The sequence below is a fragment of the Marinicella litoralis genome, assembly GCF_002591915.1.
In the GTDB taxonomy this organism is placed as follows: domain Bacteria; phylum Pseudomonadota; class Gammaproteobacteria; order Xanthomonadales; family Marinicellaceae; genus Marinicella; species Marinicella litoralis.
In genome coordinates this window covers 21,582-41,599 of record NZ_NIHB01000006.1, presented here as the reverse complement: position 1 = coordinate 41,599, position 20,018 = coordinate 21,582, and the positions used below count along the sequence as shown (strand labels likewise).

The 20,018-nt window shown below is 43.8% G+C and carries 16 protein-coding genes; 7 read left to right on the top strand and 9 right to left on the bottom strand.

Annotated features, from left to right (window positions below; all coding sequences use genetic code 11):
• Nucleotides 1–385: 385 nt before the first annotated feature.
• Nucleotides 386–958 (top strand): NUDIX hydrolase, encoded by a 573-nt coding sequence (locus tag CCS90_RS13505; protein WP_099020107.1) that lies wholly within the window; start codon nucleotides 386–388, stop codon nucleotides 956–958.
• 5 nt (nucleotides 959–963) lie between these two features.
• The gene (locus tag CCS90_RS13500) at nucleotides 964–1,818 is read left to right on the top strand and encodes an MBL fold metallo-hydrolase (RefSeq protein WP_099020106.1); all 855 of its coding nucleotides are present in this window, start codon (nucleotides 964–966) and stop codon (nucleotides 1,816–1,818) included.
• Here the strand turns inward: CCS90_RS13500 and CCS90_RS13495 are convergent, their stop codons facing one another.
• The 8 genes from CCS90_RS13495 to CCS90_RS13460 form a co-directional block, all read right to left on the bottom strand.
• Nucleotides 1,819–2,766: a TraB/GumN family protein gene (locus tag CCS90_RS13495; protein ID WP_133566563.1), complete on the bottom strand. Its 948-nt coding sequence runs from the start codon at nucleotides 2,764–2,766 to the stop codon at nucleotides 1,819–1,821. It lies immediately after the preceding gene.
• Between the two features lie 29 nt (nucleotides 2,767–2,795).
• Complete coding sequence (gene prpF, locus CCS90_RS13490) at nucleotides 2,796–3,971, bottom strand: 2-methylaconitate cis-trans isomerase PrpF (protein WP_099020104.1); 1,176 nt, start codon at nucleotides 3,969–3,971, stop codon at nucleotides 2,796–2,798.
• A gap of 119 nt (nucleotides 3,972–4,090) precedes the next feature.
• A complete protein-coding gene (locus CCS90_RS14865) occupies nucleotides 4,091–4,213 on the bottom strand; it encodes a DUF2474 family protein (RefSeq protein ID WP_133566564.1) in 123 nt (40 codons plus the stop codon).
• Entirely contained in the window at nucleotides 4,210–5,214 is a 1,005-nt protein-coding gene (cydB, locus tag CCS90_RS13480; protein WP_180236535.1) for a cytochrome d ubiquinol oxidase subunit II, read from the bottom strand. The genes CCS90_RS14865 and cydB overlap by 4 nt, the downstream gene beginning before the upstream one ends.
• A gap of 1 nt (nucleotide 5,215) precedes the next feature.
• Entirely contained in the window at nucleotides 5,216–6,646 is a 1,431-nt protein-coding gene (locus CCS90_RS13475; RefSeq protein WP_099020102.1) for a cytochrome ubiquinol oxidase subunit I, read from the bottom strand.
• A gap of 206 nt (nucleotides 6,647–6,852) precedes the next feature.
• Entirely contained in the window at nucleotides 6,853–9,234 is a 2,382-nt protein-coding gene (locus CCS90_RS13470; RefSeq protein ID WP_099020101.1) for a M14 family zinc carboxypeptidase, read from the bottom strand.
• Between the two features lie 92 nt (nucleotides 9,235–9,326).
• A complete protein-coding gene (acnD, locus tag CCS90_RS13465) occupies nucleotides 9,327–11,918 on the bottom strand; it encodes a Fe/S-dependent 2-methylisocitrate dehydratase AcnD (protein ID WP_099020100.1) in 2,592 nt (863 codons plus the stop codon).
• 139 nt (nucleotides 11,919–12,057) lie between these two features.
• Nucleotides 12,058–14,454 (bottom strand): S8 family serine peptidase, encoded by a 2,397-nt coding sequence (locus CCS90_RS13460; RefSeq protein ID WP_099020099.1) that lies wholly within the window; start codon nucleotides 14,452–14,454, stop codon nucleotides 12,058–12,060.
• Nucleotides 14,455–14,711: 257 nt separating this feature from the next.
• Between CCS90_RS13460 and CCS90_RS13455 the strand changes: the two genes are divergently transcribed.
• A complete protein-coding gene (locus tag CCS90_RS13455) occupies nucleotides 14,712–15,125 on the top strand; it encodes a secondary thiamine-phosphate synthase enzyme YjbQ (RefSeq protein ID WP_099020098.1) in 414 nt (137 codons plus the stop codon).
• A 70-nt stretch (nucleotides 15,126–15,195) separates the two neighbouring features.
• Nucleotides 15,196–16,197 carry a GGDEF domain-containing protein gene (locus tag CCS90_RS13450; protein ID WP_099020097.1) on the top strand — a complete coding sequence of 334 codons (1,002 nt, stop codon included), beginning with the start codon at nucleotides 15,196–15,198 and terminating at the stop codon, nucleotides 16,195–16,197.
• 29 nt (nucleotides 16,198–16,226) lie between these two features.
• On the opposite strand, the gene CCS90_RS13445 is transcribed toward CCS90_RS13450, so the two are convergent.
• Complete coding sequence (locus CCS90_RS13445) at nucleotides 16,227–16,673, bottom strand: hypothetical protein (protein ID WP_099020096.1); 447 nt, start codon at nucleotides 16,671–16,673, stop codon at nucleotides 16,227–16,229.
• 93 nt (nucleotides 16,674–16,766) lie between these two features.
• Between CCS90_RS13445 and CCS90_RS13440 the strand changes: the two genes are divergently transcribed.
• The 3 genes from CCS90_RS13440 to CCS90_RS13430 all read left to right on the top strand — a co-directional run bounded on the left by CCS90_RS13440 (nucleotide 16,767) and on the right by CCS90_RS13430 (nucleotide 20,010).
• Nucleotides 16,767–17,720, top strand: a complete 954-nt coding sequence (locus CCS90_RS13440) for a patatin-like phospholipase family protein (RefSeq protein WP_099020095.1) — start codon at nucleotides 16,767–16,769, stop codon at nucleotides 17,718–17,720.
• Entirely contained in the window at nucleotides 17,713–18,969 is a 1,257-nt protein-coding gene (locus CCS90_RS13435) for a pepsin-like aspartyl protease (protein ID WP_162846927.1), read from the top strand. Before CCS90_RS13440 ends, CCS90_RS13435 begins: the two co-directional genes overlap by 8 nt.
• A 102-nt stretch (nucleotides 18,970–19,071) precedes the next feature.
• Complete coding sequence (locus CCS90_RS13430; RefSeq protein ID WP_099020093.1) at nucleotides 19,072–20,010, top strand: winged helix-turn-helix domain-containing protein; 939 nt, start codon at nucleotides 19,072–19,074, stop codon at nucleotides 20,008–20,010.
• Nucleotides 20,011–20,018: the final 8 nt, after the last annotated feature.

Sequence of the window (20,018 nt, the reverse complement as noted above, 5' to 3'; positions counted from 1 at the left end):
ATATTCATTTTGTGCGAATTTGTCAAGACAAAGCACAATATATTTAACATGAAACATTAATTTTGCCTGCGAATGTCTTTGATTTTGTTTACTTTAATCACATTAGATTCGTCTGGATAAAGCCAAGTGACCTGTTATGGATGATTACATATAAATAAATCTTGGTTTATTAACTCAGCCAACCGCTTATCTGAATCACCCGTTAAAAAGGCGGGCTCAAGACAACAACCCAGGCAGGTCATTGGCTTATTCAGCATCCATTATGAAAACACAATGCTTCACTTGGTTCAAATGAAGTCATTCAACAAGAAAATTTTAATACCGAGGCATGAAATTATTTTTTCTATGGAGGGCAGTATCGACGACAAAATGTTAAAATATATCAATGACGATAAAATTCTGTAACCAATGTGGCCATGAGGTCAAATACCTGATTCCGCAAGGTGATGACAAGCCCCGTGCTGTCTGCCAAAGCTGCTATACCATTCAATATGAAAATCCCAAAGTGGTTAATGCCTGTATCATTGAACACAAAGGAAAAATCTTGTTGGGTAAGAGAACCATTGAACCACGCAGTGGCTTTTGGAACATTCCTGCTGGTTTTATGGAAAATGGTGAGTCCACTCGCACCGGTGCGATTCGTGAAGTGAAGGAAGAAGTACTGGCTGATTTAAAAAACATCACATTATTTGGCGTCTACAACATCATCCAACGCAATCAAGTACATGTCTATTTCAGGGCTGAATTGGCACATGAAAATTTTGGTGCTGGGGCCGAAACGTCTGACGCTAAATTATTTGCTCCAGAAGACATTCCCTGGGATCAAATTGCTTTCCCAGTAGGCATCACAGCATTGAAACGATACATCAGAGAAATGCCCAGTGGCGAATTCTCAATCAAGGAAGAAGACATCATCATCGATTACGAACTATTGAAACAATACGATCTAAAGTCTTGAAAAATATGCACATACAACATTTTTACGACCCTGATACCTCAACATTTAGCTATATAGTGGTGGATCAAAGCACCAATCAATCTGCGGTGATAGATTCTGTATTGAATTATGACCAAGATGCTGCCAAAGCCAGCACCGAAAGTGCCGATCAAATCATCACTTACATCAATGAAAACCAGCTGAAAAACCAATGGATACTTGAGACCCATATACATGCAGACCATGTTTCGGCCGCTCATTATTTACAAGCACACATCGGTGGCAAAACCGCCATTGGCGCAGGCATAAAAAATGTGCTGAGGATGTGGGTTCCGATATTTGATACTGGTGATGACACACCGATTGATGGCTCACAGTATGATCATTTGTTTGATGATGAAGAATGCTTTGAAATTGGAACATTGACCGCCAAAGTCATGCACACACCTGGTCACACCCCCGCCTGCGCCAGTTACCACATAAATCAAGCTGTTTTTGTAGGAGACACTTTGTTTGCACCACACCTAGGAACTGCGCGGGTGGACTTTCCAGGAGGCAGCGCAGAACACATGTTTAATTCAATTCAAAAACTTTACCAGCTACCCAATGAAACCCAGGTGTTTTTATGTCATGACTATCCTGATGAGGGAGAAGAGCCAATGCACAAAACCACCATTGGAGAACAAAAGACACACAATAAAATGATCAAAACCAATACCACATTGGCTGAATATAAAGAAAAACGCGAAACCAGAGACCAACAATTGTCAGTACCCAAACTGATCCTGCCATCCATTCAAAGTAATATGCGCTTGGGAGATTTTGGTGAACCGGCAGACAATGGCATTGTTTACATTAAAATCCCAATGAATCAAATTTAATTAATGAACGGGTTCAACCTCATAACCCTTTTGCTTTAACAGTTCAATCACACCAAGACCATCGTTAAATAAATAATTGGCGTTAACTGAAATAAAAGTGGGTTTAATTGCTATCCAGGAGGCCATCATATCAACCCATGGTTGGGTATCGATATTGAAAACATATTTGTTGATGCTTTTTTCATCAACCAAGTCATTGTTCAAAAAAATTCGATACAACTTTTTTAAACCATCAACATCTTCATCCAAATAATAATGAGCTTTCATGGCTCTTACCATAGCTCGTTTACTTTCAATTTCTTCTAAATAAGTCATTAGACTTTCTGCTTGCAAGAAACCAGATGCCATCAAACGTTCTAGGAATGTTTTTCTTTCATTGAAAGAACCAATTGGCGCGTTAATTTTTTGATAATGCTGATACAGTAAATTATCAAAGGAACCTAAACCGCTACAATCTTTGATGAATGAATGCATGGATGAAAAAAACACTTCCATTGGAGTCATTCTCTTCACTATCGGCATCACCCTTTTGGCCAAATCTATTTTCAAATCCATGTGTTCTTTAATTAATTTCAACAGACGTTTTCTTACTTTCCTGTCATCAATTTTATAAATAGGTTCCCCGCTGTCAATGCGCTCAGTTTCCTTTCTGTTTTCATAGTAGTCATCTGATCCCAAATAAGTAACAAAGTTTTGAAACATCAGTTGTTCAGTTTCTTTGATGGCAACTTTAACTTTGTTTTTAAAAACAATTTCATTGCGGCACAAAAAATGCCAACTGCCAAAAACATAAGAAGGTTTTTCCAGACCGTTACCAGTCACTTTCCATAACATGGATTGTGTGGGCTGGTTGATTAATTCTTTTTGTTGTTCTGCATGCACACGGCCATTGAAGACCAGCAGGCCAATCATACACATCAATGTAATAGCAGGTTTTTTACTCGACACAATCAACTCCTTTTAATTTTTACTTATGATTAAACAACTTCGCCAGGCACATGCACAGAACCCGACATCAACACCCGTGCACTGCGACTCATCATCACTTTTTTCGCCTTCCATTGACCATCAATTTGTACCACCTCAGCACCCACTTTTAAGGTGCCAGAAGGATGGCCAAAGCGCAATTCAGAGCGATCGCCGCCACCGGCTGCGAGGTTAACCAAAGTACCGGGGATCGCTGAGGCAGTGGCTATAGCCACGGCTGCTGTACCCATCATCGCATGGTGTAGTAAGCCCATTGACATGGCGCGAACATTCAAATCAATGTCAGTCACTTTGATGACTTTTCCACTGGAAGATGTATAGGCGGCAGCTGGAGCCAAGATTGCCACTTTCGGCGTGTGTTGTCTGCTCGCCGCCTCATCAATTGATTGAATCAAACCCATTTTTATCGCACCGTGGGCACGAATGGTCTCAAACATCGCTAGTACCTTTTCATCGCCATTGATGTCACCTTGTAACTCAGTGCCTTTGAATCCGATGTCTGCTGCATTGAGAAAAATGGTAGGAATCCCAGCAGCAATCATGGTGGCTTTGAATGTACCTAATCCTGGTACCACTAAATCATCAACCAAACGTCCTGTTGGAAACATCGCTGCATCACCGACCGGGTCTACAAATTCAATTTTGACTTCTGCCGCGGGGAAAGTCACCCCATCCAATTCGAAATCACCCGTTTCCTGCACGGCTCCCTCAGTCATGGGCACATGAGCAACAATGGTCTTGTTGATATTGGCTTGCCAAATGCGCACCACTGCCACACCATTTTGTGGTATTCGGTCACTTGCAACCAAGCCATTGCTGATGGCAAAAGATCCTACAGCTGCCGTTAAATTACCACAATTGCCACTCCAGTCGACAAAGGGCTTATCAATGGCCACTTGACCAAACAAATAATCCACATCATGACCTGGTTCATTGCTTTTGGACAAAATCACTGTCTTACTGGTACTGGAAGTGGCACCACCCATACCATCGGTTTGCTTGCCATAAGGATCCGGGCTGCCAATCACACGCAATAAAAATTGATCACGTGTTGGGCCAGGCACTTGAACGGTTTCAGGTAGATCTGACAACTTAAAGAATACACCTTTGGATGTGCCACCTCGCATGTAAGTGGCTGGGACTTTGATTTGCGGTTTGTTTGTCATGAATTAATGTGTTTTGTGGTTAAAATTTAAAATTGCATGCCAATTATACTGAATATAAAGGACGACTGGCGCGCAATAATCAGTCAATTCTTCTTTCATCACAGTGGTCAAGTGGTCGTTTATAACAAAGCCAACCTAATCACGTAGCTGATTGTAAATAAACAGCACACACTGGCCAACCAAATCAAAGCAAACCACAGCCATTGTTTGCCTTTGTTGTTTTGCTTGGGTTCAGGTTTCAATGGTATTGATCCTCTGAATTGACTTTGCCACGAAAAACCCAGTAAGAATAGGCCGTATAGGCCAAGATCATGGGAATCAGCACAGCAGAACCCACCAATAAGAATTTCAAACTGGATTCAGGTGCAGCGGCTTGCCAAATGGTGATGGACGGTGGCACTATATTGGGGTAAAAACTGATACATAAACCAAAATAACTCAAAGCAAATAAGCCAATAACACTTAAAAACGGCGACAATTCACGCCCTTTTTTCAATGCCCATAGCAAATACACACCCAACAACAAAACCAACAAGGGTACCGGTGACAAATACCAATAATTAGGATAATCAAACCAACGTCGCATATAAGGATCTTGTTTGAACAACATCCAAATACTCACCACAGCAATCATCACACCCAGTGCCCAAGTAAGCAAAACAGCGGCTTGTCTACAAAACGCCTGTAAGCCATTTTCGGTTTTGTAGATCAACCAGCATGCCCCTAACAAGCCATAACCAATCACCACTGCAACTCCAGTCGTAATACTGAATGGTGTCAACCACTCCCACCACCCTCCAGAATAACCACGGTCAACCACCGAGATGCCTTGAACCAGAGCACCCAAGGCTACCCCTTGGCTGAAGGTGGCAAAAAAAGAACCCAGGGTAAAACCCAAATCCCACCTGTTTCGTGCTGCATCAGATCGAGCACGCCACCTGAATTCAAAGGCCACACCTCTGAAGATCAAAGCCAATAACATCACAATCAACGGTGCATACAACGCCGGCATGATGACAGCAAATGCCAATGGGAAAGTTGCGTACAAACCACCACCACCGAGCACCAACCAGGTTTCATTGCCATCCCAAAAAGGAGCAATCGAATTCATCGCATTTGATTTTTCATCTTGGTCACTGATGAATGGAAATAACAAGCCGATGCCTAAATCAAATCCATCCAATACCACATAAGCAAAAACTGCAAAAGCCATGATGGCGGCCCAAATCAACACATAATCCATATCAATGATCCTCCTTATTTTTATCAGCTGAATGCCAAGAATGATCATCCAAACCTTGAATGGGTGTTATGCCTGCAGCCCTTCTTGGCTGTCCCATTTTGATGTCACGTTCATTCAAACTCGGGGTGTGTTTGAATAATTGGAACAAATAGTAAATGCCTGCCCCAAAAACCACAAAATAAACCAACACAAAGGCCAACAATGAAGCATTGACTGCTGGTGCATCTAACGGCGATACCGAGTCAACCGTGCGTAACAAGCCATAAACGGTATAGGGTTGCCTGCCCACTTCTGTGGTGATCCAGCCAGCCAAGATGGCTATGGTTCCACTGGGTGCCATGGTGACTGCGACTCGGTGTAACCATTTAGACTCATACAAACGACCCCGCAATCTTGCCACCATTGACCACAGCCCAACCATCGCCATACACATGCCGATTGCCACCATGATCCTGAATGACCAAAACACCAAAGGAACATTCGGCCAATCCGCTTCAGGAAATGCATCCAATCCAGCCAAGTAACCATCTGGATCATGGGTCAAAATCATACTTCCTAACTTTGGTATTGCTACCTTGCCATGCACCGTTTTTGCCGCCACATCAGGCCAACCAAACAAAATCAATGGCGCCCCATTTTGACTTTCAAAATGGCCTTCCATCGCTGCAATTTTCATCGGTTGATGTTGTAATGTATTGATGCCGTGAAAATCGCCTGCCACAATTTGAATCGGCGCCACAATCAATGCCATCCACATCGCCATAGAAAACATCAATTTAGCAGCAGCATTGGTTTTGTCTTTGAGTAAGTGCCAAGCGGAAACGCCGCCAACCAAAAACGCGGTGGTTAAATAAGCAGCCAACATCATGTGAACAAAACGATAGGGAAAGGAAGGATTGAAGATCACTTGCCACCAATCGGCTGCGATGAACTGTCCCACATCATTGATGGCATAACCGGCTGGTGTTTGCATCCATGAATTCACCGCCAATATCCAAAAACCTGAAATCATGGTGCCAATGGCCACCATGGTGGTTGCTAAAAAATGCAGCTTGCGCCCCACTCGGTTTGAACCAAACAACATCACACCCAAGAAGCCAGCTTCCAAGAAAAAGGCAGAGAGGACTTCATAACCCATCAAAGGACCCAAGATTGGACCCGTTTTGTCAGAAAAGACACTCCAGTTAGTACCTATTTGATAGCTCATCACAATACCTGAGACCACGCCCATACCGAAGATGACTGCAAATATTTTCACCCAGTAACGCCATGCCCTGCGATAAATGTCCCTGCCGGTCTTTAACCACAAAGCTTGCAGCACCATTAAATAGGATGCCAAACCAATAGAAAGCGCTGGAAAAATAATATGGAATGCAATGGTAAACGCAAATTGCAAGCGGGCAGCCAGAACAGCATCAAACAACTCGAACATGAAAGTTCTCCAAGTGGGTAATTGGTGTCTTAAATATCGCTACATATTATACGATTTTTCAAGCTTTTTAACCACCGAAAGTGGCATTAACCCATGTTTAATCGAAGTATTTTTCAGGTGGTGAGCCCGATCAATTTTGACCCGAAACCATAGAAAGCCAAAACGAGCCATGCCGATTGCCTGTTTGGGATTCAAGCAGAATTGAATCAATCAAAACCATCAATAAAAATCAAATCCACTGAGGCCACAAATGGCACAATCACACTGACATCATCAATATACCACCCGTCTCTGGTGACGCTTGAATCACTGGTAACGCGAAACCTGATTCTGGCTGTTGGCGAATCATTCAAAGCAGACAATGAATAGGTTGCCATTGGCCACTCTCCAGTTGGGCTGTTGCCTGTAAATGCCTGCAACTCTGACCAGCTCGCCCCATCATCGGCAGAAATTTCCACATGGCCAAAATCATAGGTGCTTTCAAACTGGTACCGATGTCTGAAATTTAAAGTGGCATCGTTGATTCCCGTCAGATCGATGGTTGGTGAAGTCAGTGCATTGTCAGCATTGTCAGGATAATTACCACCCACGCTGTCACTCCAGGCATGAGATGGGCTGAAAGCCAACTCTTCTGCAAGCACCCATCCATTGGGTGCTGTCCATCCATTGTCACCATTTTCACCATCATCTGCATATATTTCAACCAGAGGGACCAGGTTGAAATCATTTTGACTGGTTTGAGCAGGTGTTACATCCACCATGAAAGTGGCTGTTGACAAGTATCCTGCGGCAGACACTTGCAGTGCATACTGCCCCGCAGGCACTTGTAGATCATAAGCGCCTTGGACATCGGTTTGTACTTGATAGGAATTGATGGATACTTGAGCTGATACAATGGGTGCCAGGGTGTTGATGTCACGGACCACCCCTTGGATATGCGGTGATGTTTGTGGATCAACGAGGTCCAAAAACAAAGCACTGACTGCCCCCCAGTTGTCATTGGCATCTTTGGCTCTGAAGTATAAAAGGTGTTGACCAATCGACATACCCGAGGTATCGATTGACACATCAAATGATTCTTGAGGGCTGTCTAAAACCCCATCCGAGGGAAGTAAGTCGATGGTTGTTGCTGCCAAATCCCATGGCGGTGTATTGATTGAATAATGCGCTTGGCTGATGTTTTGCGTGGGTTCTGTACCGTTTCCGTTAACATACCTTTGGTCGTCTGCCACCAATGAAAAGTTCACAATATCCCCTGTGCTGTAAGGTGTAGCAAAAGGTTGCAAACTGGTCACGTCAGGACCCTGTGAAATGGTGTATGGTTGACGAGAGGCTTTGGCAGCATAAATTAGGGCATTGATGTTGGGCTCCACCATAGAATTTTCAAAAGTACCACAGTCTTCAAAAAATGAAGTGCCCAATTCAAAAGTATAACCTGGAACGCCAAAGCGACCATATGCATAATCTTTGGTTGCCCCATCGACAGTGCCCAAGCTGCCCAACTGAGGCGCATAATTATTAAAAAAAGCAAATTTCCTGGCCAGTGACAAAATGCCATCACCATTCGGTGGTGCATCCGTTGAAAAACCCCAAGATGAAAGTATCACTTCACCATAACTATGTATGTCTAAATAAATGCCTGCAGTATGATCAGGCGCCAATGAAATCAAATCATCATCCCGAAAATCAGTGAAAAGCAAATTCATATAAGATTGTATGGCAGCAGCTTCAGGTTCTGATGCCGCTGAAGGGCCTCGAAATGATAAGCTACAAGGGTCAGTGTTTGAACCCCCACAACAGCCCCAGAAAAAATCAAAATTTCGATTCAAATCAATCCCACGAGTATTGCTGTTGGGGCAAAAAGCATTGTTGGTATTTTTACGCCATGACAAACCAGTTTCGGCTTTCTTACGCCCATCTGGATTGGCTTGCAACAACAAATGGATTTCATGATGATCAATTATCCATGTGGCATCCGGATTATTGCCATAAGCATGCACCAAATATTCAGCGAATCGAGTGATTAATTCAGCATTGGCATATTCTCTGGCATGCACACCACTGGTGATGAATAAAGGTGGTTTGTCATCGGTCATGGCTTCATTGGTAATAACCAACACATTCAAATCATAACCAGACTGTTGGTTCTGGGTTTTCTCCCAAGAATCACCTTCATCTGTCCAGCTGACTAAATTGGGATACGCTGCCTCCAGCGCCATGGCAGTCGCAAAGGTTTCTTCAACCGTACGGTAACATTCGAACCCTGGGATCCCTGCTCCTGCTGTGTTTTTTGATTGGGCCTGACTGTTTTTATTTAAATTTTGTTGTAATTGCTCCGTACGATCAGCATCAATGGTCACTTGAAAATTTTGATCTTTGAGCCATTGTAATTCAAGCCCATCAATTTCCAACCCCATGGTTTGATGCTTCTTATCCAGCTTAAAGTGATCAAATTGATCGGCCAATTTAATCAGTTGAGCTTCATCAGTCCACTTCACATCAACAATCAACCTTTGATCATCAAAAGCTAGGCCAACAAAGCTCAACATCCACATTGATACCACCAAACTAACTTTTATAAAATTCATTATCAATCCTCTTTAATTTGTTTGTATGGTATGAATCCAGTCAATTGATTATGAGTACAGTTTTCTAAACTCAACTTACATTCAAATCACTTTTAACTGTTGGCACTCAAAAAATCATTGGCAAATCGCTGTAACACACCACCGGCATCATATACCGACACTTCTTCAGCAGTATCCAAACGACTTTTCACTGGAATGGTCACTTGCTCTCCATTTTTGCGGGTCATCACCACTTGCATGTCGGCACCTGGCGTGATGTCACCTTGCACAGCATAAGTTTCGGTTCCATCAATGGCATAAGTTTTTCGAGTTTCACCGTTGACGAACTCCAATGGTAATACACCCATGCCAATTAAGTTGGTGCGATGTATGCGTTCAAAACCTTCTGCCACAATCACCTCAACACCAGCTAAGCGTACGCCTTTGGCTGCCCAGTCTCGCGATGAACCTTGACCATAATCGGCTCCAGCGACAATAATCAGCGGTTGCTTGCGTTGCATGTAAGTTTCAATGGTTTCCCACATACGCATTTCAGTGCCTTCAGGTTCCAGTCGTGCCAACGACCCCTGTTTGATGCTGCCATCTTCATTGCGCACCATTTCATTGAGTAATTTAGGGTTGGCAAAAGTGGCCCTTTGGGCCGTCAAATGATCTCCGCGGTGAGTGGCATAAGAATTAAAATCTTCTTCAGGTACCCCCATCTTAGCTAAATAAGCACCGGCTGCACTGGACAATTGAATGGCGTTTGAAGGCGACAAATGATCAGTGGTGATGTTGTCACCCAAAACCGCCAATGGGCGCATACCTTGCATGGTGCGCTTACCCGCCAAGGCACCTTCCCAATAAGGCGGACGCTGTATGTAGGTTGACTTCACATCCCAGTCATACAATGGATTGGTTTTCGCCGCCAAAGCGGCTTTGATGTCAAACATCGGATTATAGACTTGGGTAAAGTGCTCTGGTTTAACACTGGCAGCGATGATCGCATTGACTTCTTCATCTGACGGCCAAATGTCTTTCAACCTGATTTCATTGCCGGCTTGGTCGATGCCTAAGACGTCCTTTTCAATGTCAAATCGAATGGATCCGGCGATGGCATAAGCGACCACCAAGGGCGGCGAGGCCAAAAAGGCTTCACTGGCATGTGGGTGAATACGCCCATCAAAATTACGGTTGCCCGATAACACCGCAGTGGCATACAAATCACGATCAAGGATTTCCTGTTTAATCTTGGGATCCAAAGCGCCACTCATCCCATTACAAGAAGTACAGGCATAGCCCACCACCCCAAAACCCAATTGCTCTAATTCAGGCAATAGTTTGGATTCTTCTAAATACAAGGTCACGGCTTTCGAGCCTGGTGCCAAGGATGTTTTAACCCAAGGCTTACGCTGCAAACCGAGTTTATTGGCATTGCGGGCAATCAATCCTGCAGCAACCATGTTCTTAGGATTAGATGTATTGGTACAACTGGTGATGGCAGCAATGATACAAGCGCCATCAGGCATCAAATCACCCTCAGCACTGTAGTCACCTGAGATGCCTTTGCTGGCCAAGTCACTGACAGATACTCGGGCATGTGGATTGGATGGACCGGCAATGTTTCTACCAACTGCAGATAAATCAAATTTGAGCACCCGTTCATATTCAGCACCGGTCATTTGATCGGCCCACAAACCAGTTTGTTTCGCATAGTTTTCAACCAATTTCACCTGTTCTGCATCGCGACCAGTCAAAGTCAAGTAGTCGATGGTTTGTTGATCAATATAAAACATGGCTGCAGAAGCACCAAATTCAGGCGTCATGTTGGAAATGGTGGCACGATCACCCAAAGTCAGGGCTTCGGCACCTTCACCAAAAAATTCCAAGTAACTGGAAACCACTTTTTCATTGCGTAAAAATTCTGTGATGGCCAGCACGATGTCGGTACTGGTTATACCCGCTTGTGGAACCCCTGTCATTTCAACCCCAATGATGTCTGGCAGGCGCATGTATGAAGCACGACCTAGCATCACACTTTCTGCTTCCAGGCCACCCACACCCAGCGCTATCACGCCCAATGCATCAACCATCGGCGTGTGGCTGTCTGTTCCGACTAAGGTGTCAGGAAATGCCACACCATCTCGTGCTTCTATCACTGGCGACATGCGCTCTAAGTTAATTTGGTGCATGATGCCGTTACCTGGAGGCACCACATTGACGTTTTTAAAAGCCGTTTTACACCAATTAATAAACCTGAACCGATCGGCATTGCGTCGGTCTTCAATGGCTCGATTTTTGGCAAAGGCTTCTTTATCAAATCCGGCATGCTCTACCGACAAAGAATGATCAACAATCAACTGAGTGGGTACCACCGGATTGATTTGTGCCGGATCACCACCCTTTTCAGCAATGGCATCTCGCAAACCGGCCAAATCAACAAAAGCCGTCTGGCCCAAAATATCATGACACACCACCCGTGCTGGGTACCAAGGAAAATCCATATCACTTCTGCGCTCGATGATTTGTTGTAAGGCTGCCGTTAAATCTTCAGGAGGACAGCGACGTACCAGGTTTTCAGCCAAAACCTTAGAAGTGTACGGCAGTTTGTCATAGGCGCCAGCCTGTATGGCCTCAACAGCTTGACGGGTATCGAAATAATCTAACTTTGAGTTTGCTAATGGTTTACGAAATTGAGAATTCATGTCTATATCCTTGCCTGTGGTTGATTCTTTATAATTATCTGTAGATTTTAACCGTTATTGCCATTGAACACAGCAAAACCAGCACAAAAAAAAGCCCAAAATTAATTTGGGCTTTTTTATTTCAACAATTTACCGTTGATCAGTCAAGTGGTGGAACGCCGCCATAAGGCAGTGCTTGATTGACTGCAACCGTAATCACCAAATCAGGTGAGTTACCACTGTCATCACTGATGGTCACTGTACCAAATGACATGCCATCGGTGGTCAATGGAATGGTACCAGCCGCCGTGATGGTGATGGTTTGATCAGATGCTGGAACAAATGTAACACCTTCTAAGCCATCAACAAAGATTTGATCGACATTGACTGAGTCAAATGAATCAGGAGTCACGGTTAAATTCCATGCAGGATCATCAGTGGACGTGGTAACAGTCCATGAAGCGTCAGCTGCCAATTTAGGGGTTAAAGTCCGTGTCCAAGAACATGATGTGCCACAAAATGAATTTCTTGCGCTGGGCAAATTCAATGTTTTAGGATCGCCACCATTACCTGGATCTGCTGCCAAATAATTTGCAAAGGTTTCATCCATCACAAAGCCAGCATTCGGCGCATTGGCCAAATCCACGCGGCCGGTACCCACATCGTCGGTATCTACAGGCGTTGCATTGTCTTCTTTGCGACCAGTCAAATCAGCCGTCATTTGCATGGCAGATTTGATTTCAGAAACAGTCCAATCAGGATGAACTGCACGCATCAATGCTGCAGCACCGGCTGTATGCGGGCTAGACATTGACGTTCCACTTAAGAAACCAATTTCAGCAGCACCATTCGGGGTACCAACATCTGCATTGACTGCCGCAGCAACCGTTACACCCGGTGCTGTGATGCTTGGTTTATTGACATCAAATGTCAAGTTAGGTCCGCGCAAACTGAAGCCAGCAAGGATATCACCCACAGCTGGGTTGCCACCACCGGTGTTATTTTTAATTCTCGCCATATGTCCTGAACCAGTACTGATCCAGTTTTTCAGAATATTACCGCTGATGACTTTGACATGTATTCCAGGAATCACATGAAAATCGGCAGCCAAAGTATTGGCAGCTGGATCTGGGTCGACATTGGCTAAAACAAAACCCGCCGCACCGCCTTCCGCCACATTGGCTCCTTTCAATACGCGAGCAATGGCACCACGGTCACAAACCACGATTTCACCATTGGTCCACGTACCAGCAGGAAATGGGTTCAAACACTGTTCTGGATCAGGATCACCATTGGAGTAGTCACCGGCATAAACAATCGGAGCAGGACCATAGCCACCAGTGTTACTTTGGCCAAGCAAGTTATTTTGCGTAATAGAAGTATCGCCTCCTGTAAAATCACCAATCAGACGCGTACCATCACGATCATGGGTACTGGCAGCAACCGTCATCACCCAAGGTCCTTTGTGAGAAACATCAGCAATTGGGTTGGTGTTGGTGGCACGGGTGTTACCCGCACTGGCTGCAACGAAAATACCTGCATTAACCGCATCAAGGAACATGCGATCGGTGTCATTCCATGGATTGGTTCCGCCAGATATTGAAAAGTTGATTACATCCACACCATCTTGTATCGCACGGTCAACACCAGCAGATACAGTAGCACAGCTTGTCTCACCACAAACATCATAAGCAATGATGTTGGCATGTGGTGCCACCCCTGAAATTTGATCCAATGCAATGGTTGATCCAGCCGCTGAATCATAAAACGGTCCATCCCAAACATTTCCAGCCACCGTACTGGCTGTATGTGAACCATGTCCACCACCATCTTCTGGCGCCGTACCATCATTCTCAAAACCCCAGGCACCAATTAATTTATTGTTACATGGAATCTCTGCAAATGGTGGTGGGTTGCCATCGTTGTCACCACCGATACAATGACCGACATAGTTGCCAGCACCGTATGGATTGGTATGAACATAGCCGTCGACTGGTCCAGTACCAGCAAATGAAGGATGGCCTGAATTAATCCCGGTATCGATGATACCAACAATCATGCCTTCACCTTTGTTAGGCAAGGATGTTATGGGTACAGCCGTTCCGTCCCAAACTTGATCGGCATTGATCCAGCGAGGACCCCTTTCAGTGTCTAAGAAATGAACCGGCTCTTGCTCTACACTTTTGATGTTATTTAAACTGCGTAATTGTTGTGCCTCTGTAGCAGTCAATTCCATCATCACACCATGATAGACCGCTTTGTAATGGTACATGGATTTGGCTTCGCGACTGAGGACTTGTGAAATCTCATTCATTCTTTCTGTTTTGACATCTTTTAAGTAAGCACTGTAGGCCAATGCTTCAGCCGACTTGGCTAAAAACTTTGCAGAGCTGCCTTGTTTCTTAGGCGCTGTGGCTGCCAATTTGTTAACACCACCTTGGTAAGTTAACAAGCCGTCTTCATGAAACTTTACGACATAGTTGTATTTATTTTCATTTGATTTGGCCACACTTACAAAGCAAGTAAGTACCAAACCAAGGATCAGTATTCTATTCATCTGTGGGTCTCCGTCTTTTCTGTTAAATATATTGGGTAATAAATTACCGAGCTATATAAGCATTTTTTGAAGAATAAATCAATAAAAGCCAGTTGTTTTTGCACCAATAAAACAGCTGCATGAAACGAAATAAATTGAACAAACGTGGATTAATCAAAATTAATCTTTCGACTTCAACTATTTAGCAAGCACCATTTCAAACTGTTTACAAAAGCTTATAATGGATGCTTTAGAACATACGCCCCCTTAAAATACCTATGAAGCAATTTAACCTGACCATCAAAACACCCGGCCGTGGTTATTACCTGATCACTGATCAAGTTGCAGCCGCCGTTGGCGCATCGCTTCATGGCGTTGAGGCGGGTCTGTTACATGTGTTTATTAAACATTCATCAGCCAGCTTAACCATCAACGAAAATGCCGACCCAACCGTTCGCGAGGATTTCAAGCGATTTGAAGAACACCTGGTGCCACGAGATTTCCCTTACCAACATGATTATGAGGGAGATGATGACATGCCGGCACACATAAAATCTTCATTGATGGGTTGTCAGCTGACCATTCCTGTTACTGCAGGTCAGTTGGCTTTAGGAACCTGGCAAGGCATCTTCCTTTGTGAACATCGTGATCGACCACACCATCGTCAGTTGACCTTAACCCTGCAAAATTGAAGAAATGCAATAATTACATTCGCCTGCAACATTGAGCTATACTATTAAAGGTGTGTAAATTCGGTGGGTTATGAAAAGGGCGAAGAAGATTCTGCAGTACCAACAAAATGAATTCAGTGTACTTAATAAGTCCGCTTTGTGGTTAGGAAATGTGGCTTTGGTTTTCATCACACCATTTGCCATCAATAATTTTATCAACGGGCCTTTAAACGTAGCCGTAGCTTCCTTCATCGTCACAGCCGTTTTTTTATTCAATACATTTACCGTTCTGGTTTGGAAAAAATACTACTCAAACATTTCATTTTTTGTGCTTTCTCCGGTCATCTTGTTATTTTGTTATTTTTCTATTCCGGCTCAAGGCATCATTGGCGTTTTATGGAGTTTTCCGGGCATCATTTGTTTTTATTACTTATTGCCTGAGCGGCAAGCCTGGTTGATCAATATAGTTGCCATTGTTTTATGCACATATTTGTCCTTCAATACTTTTGACCACGGCTTGGCTTTGCGAATCTCAGCAACACTTTCATTAATCAGTGCTTTCACTGCCGTCAGTATTCGACAAATCAACAAGCAACAATTCGCCCTCCACCGACTTGCCATCACTGATTCATTGACCGGTTTATATAATCGAAGTACCCTCAATGATTTGCTCAATGACATCATTGACAGTCACCACAAGATGGCAGACAACAGCCACTTAATGACCATTGACATTGATCACTTTAAAAAAATCAATGATCAATTTGGCCATGATCAAGGCGATGAAGTATTAACAACCATTGGACATTCGATCAGAAACACAGTGAAAGATTACGGCATCGTGTTTCGATATGGCGGCGAAGAATTCATTGTTGTTATTGAAGAATTGCCATGGGAAAAAACCAAACGACTGGCAGAACAAATAAGGCTGGCAGTGTCAGAAATCAACATGTTCCCTGAACTCAAGGTCTCTGTATCCATTGGTCTTTCAAGGTTAAAACCCAAGATGACTCGAATTGACTGGATCCGAGAAAGTGACAGGAATTTATACACCGCTAAAAAACAAGGCAGGAACCAAGTCATATCAAGTTGATAGGCACAAGCTGATTCTCTCAACCGAGTTTACTCAGGCAGCCTATTCAAATCTGGATCAACGTATTTTTTTCTGGCTTGGTCTGAAAACAATAATTCATGACTGTAATGCGACAACAACAAATCTTTATTGAGCAGCGCTGGGTTGTTTTGGATAAATTCATCAGAAGATTTCATCGCAGGACAATTTTGCATAAAGTGCCACACTGCTTTTAGCCATGCATGAGTCAAGGTGACATGAAATTTATTCCGATCCACACCATTGGCATGTAAAAAACCTTTCAAGGTATTTTGCATGTTGAGGATTGAAGTCTTAGGTCCATTTTTTACCAGGTAACAATAAGCCAGTTTAATATGCACTGCATGATTAAACTCAACCAAATTAAATCGATAGTCTTCAATACTTGCCACCATCATTTGATCAGTGGCATTGATTTGGTGAGCAATGAGTTCCAAGGTTTTATTCATGTGGCTCATTTTACCACTCCAGTGTTAACAACTAAAATTATCCAGTAAAAATACTTTGCTTTTTCAGTTAAACTAAACATTGTTGTCAAAATTATTTAAATTATGCATTCAGCTAAAATAGGCCTGGTATTGGGCAGCGGTTCTGCCAGAGGCATGTCACACATAGGTGTCATCAGGGCTTTGCAAGAAATGGGCATTGAACCCGATGTGATTGCCGGATGTTCAGTCGGCAGCTTGGTGGGCGCCAGCTATGCCACTTCAAATTTAGACCAACTGGAAGAATGGGCCATGTCGATGACAGAAAGTGCCATACGTAGATTCCTCAGTATCAATATCAACGCAGCAGGTTTTGTTAATGCACTCAATATGCGAAAACTGTTTGAACAAACCATCGGGATGGAATCATTGAATTTTAAAGACATGGACCGACCATTTGGTGCCGTGGCCACAGACCTCAGTACCGGCAAAGAAGTTTGGTTACAAAAAGGTTCGGTACACGATGCGTTGTGGTCATCAATGGCATTCCCAGGCCTTTTCCCCAGTGTATTGCACGACAACAAATGGCTGGTCGATGGCGGCTTGGTCAATCCAGTACCCGTATCACTGTGTAAAGCCATGGGGGCCGATGTGGTGATAGCAGTCAACCTCAATGCCGACATCATCAACAGTTACCAAGTGGTTGATGAAAAACCAGAAGATGAAACCAACTCTGAAGAAGCAAGTAATGAAGATGAAAACGAAGATGATTCAATCTGGGAAAAAGCCAAGGCCAATTTCCAAATAGCCATGAGTTTAATCAGTTCTGACGGCAGCAAAGTCAAGGAACCCAAAAGCCTTGATGTCATTTCAAATTCCATCAACATCATGTCATCGCATCTGACCCGCAGTCGTTTGGCCGGTGAGCCGCCTGACGTTTTGTTACAACCGCGTCTGAATGATGTCGGTTTGTTACAACTATACAAAGCCAAAGACTCCATAGCAGAAGGGTATGCTTGCGTTCAAAGGATGAAAGAAGAAATCTTGTTCAGAACCCAGCGCCTGGTTGATGATGACTGATAAACGCATTGTCCTACCCATCAATTTGGCTTTAGGTATCGGCGCATACACCACGAAACTTTACATCGGCAGTGAACAAGTTGAGGTGAATGTCATGATAGATACTGGCAGCAGCACCTTGGCCATCGACTTAAATAAATACCAACCCATTAATGACCAATACCTCAGTACCACCACCTTGGCCCAAGCCGTCGTCTACGGAGCCGGAGGCTGGGCAGGTCCAGTAATCAAAACCCACATAGGACTCAACCACAGTCAATCCATTCAATTGTACAATGCGCCCATTGCCTTGGTCAGCGCCTCCCAACAACACAGCTTTCAACAAGCCGATGGTATATGGGGAATGGCTTATCATCACCTCAATAAATCATACGATGTGAGTGCATATTTAAAACAACAATCACCCACCCTGGCAGCTAGTTATCCTTGGCCTTTTACCATTGAAAAAAATGCCACTGCCATCAAAGCATTCAAAAAATACCTGCGACCATTTCCTGAACAAGACATCACTCCCTTGTTTGATGACTTTGAAGAACACGAAGTGGTTCCCAACCAATTCACCTTAATCACTCAGCGATCAGTTGAGTATATCCCTCATCAAGGTATGAGTCTGGCCGAAATAGAATCCGAACCCTTGAACCAAGGACAATTCATCATAGGTGATACCGGCATTTCGACCGAACAATCAAAAACCATCAAAGTCCTGCATGACGCCTATTACAACACCCACTTAATCAGTGTGGCCGTGGACGGTTTCCCAGCTTGTAAGGCACCGCCGTTGGATGCAAAACACCTTAACAGTTTTTTTTCCAATTCAATCATAGACTCAGGTTGTAGCTTTTTGGTATTACAACAACAACTTTATCAATATGTGGTCAATTGCCTGCAACAAATCGACGCAAGCTTTGTCTCCACCATTGAAGCGTTCAAGCAAGCTTTCCAACAGGGTAAGGACTACCAAAACGCCTTGCTAGATATCGATTTATGGCCAGATTTGACCCTAAACTTTGCCGGGCCCAGAGATGAACCCGTTGCACTAACCATCAGCGCGAAACAATATTGGCAATCCCATGCCAAAGGCCCAAATAATTGGATGTTTATGATCATGAACCAATTACCCCAATGGCCTGATCAAACCCTTTGTGGCCTACCGCTGATCAACAGTTACACCTGCATTTTTGACCGTTCAAACACCCGCTTGGGACAAATCCATTGGACTCAATCAACTTACGATGATCAATCACCTTAAAATGCTGTGCGGAATAAAATATTTTAAGAAAATGGTGTTTTTGCTGCATTTTTTGACGACCAAAGCAGTAAGATAATACCAAGCCAATAAAGTGACCACACTGTGAACCCTACTTACAACATCAAACACATTAAAGTTGATTTTACAGACCACATCATCACCTCAAACGGTGTCGAACTGAGCATCGACCTTAAGGCTGTTATGGTGCTACAAATGCTGATCGAACATGAAGGAACCACCGTTCACAGCAATGATTTCATGGACCAAGTTTGGCACGACAAACCCAGCTCACCTGAAGTCATCCCAGCCGCCATAGCACGCTTGCGGAAAATGTTTAAACAAGCGGGTATCAGCGAAGACCTTATTGTGACTGTGCACAAAGTGGGCTATCGCTTTGAAGCACCGATAGATGCAAACAACACAACAAACATAACACCACCGGACAACAAGTCCACACACAAAACCTTGGTTTGGTTGTTATTGATTGCCTTGTTAGGCAGCTTGGCATTCATCTACCAACAAAACCGGCAAGAAACCGGCAAGAGCATATCCTCGGCCAATCAAACCAGCAAAATCATTGAAGAATCAAAATCCAATGTGACCCAAATTTATATATTGAGACACACCGAAAAGGCCGATGAAACTTCAGAAAACCCAGTGCTCTCACCAGCTGGGATTGCCAGGGCCAAATATTGGAAAAAAGTGCTACAACACACTTCTTTTGACCAGGTTTTTACCACCGAATTCAAACGCAACATCCAGACCGCCAATTTGATCGCTTCAAACAGCTCAGTGAAGCCAGAAATGTATTACCCCATGTCATTCGATGTGGTTAATTTCATGAACCAAATCAAAGGACAAACTGTACTCATCATCGGCCACAGCAACACCATTCCAGATATGGTCAACCGACTGATCAATGAAACCAAATACCCACCGATGAGCCATCAAAATTACAACATCCTGTATACCATAACCATCAATGAAAATGGCGAAACCAGCTCCAGCATGCTGCACATAGAAATGCCCGAAACAACCTAGCCAACATT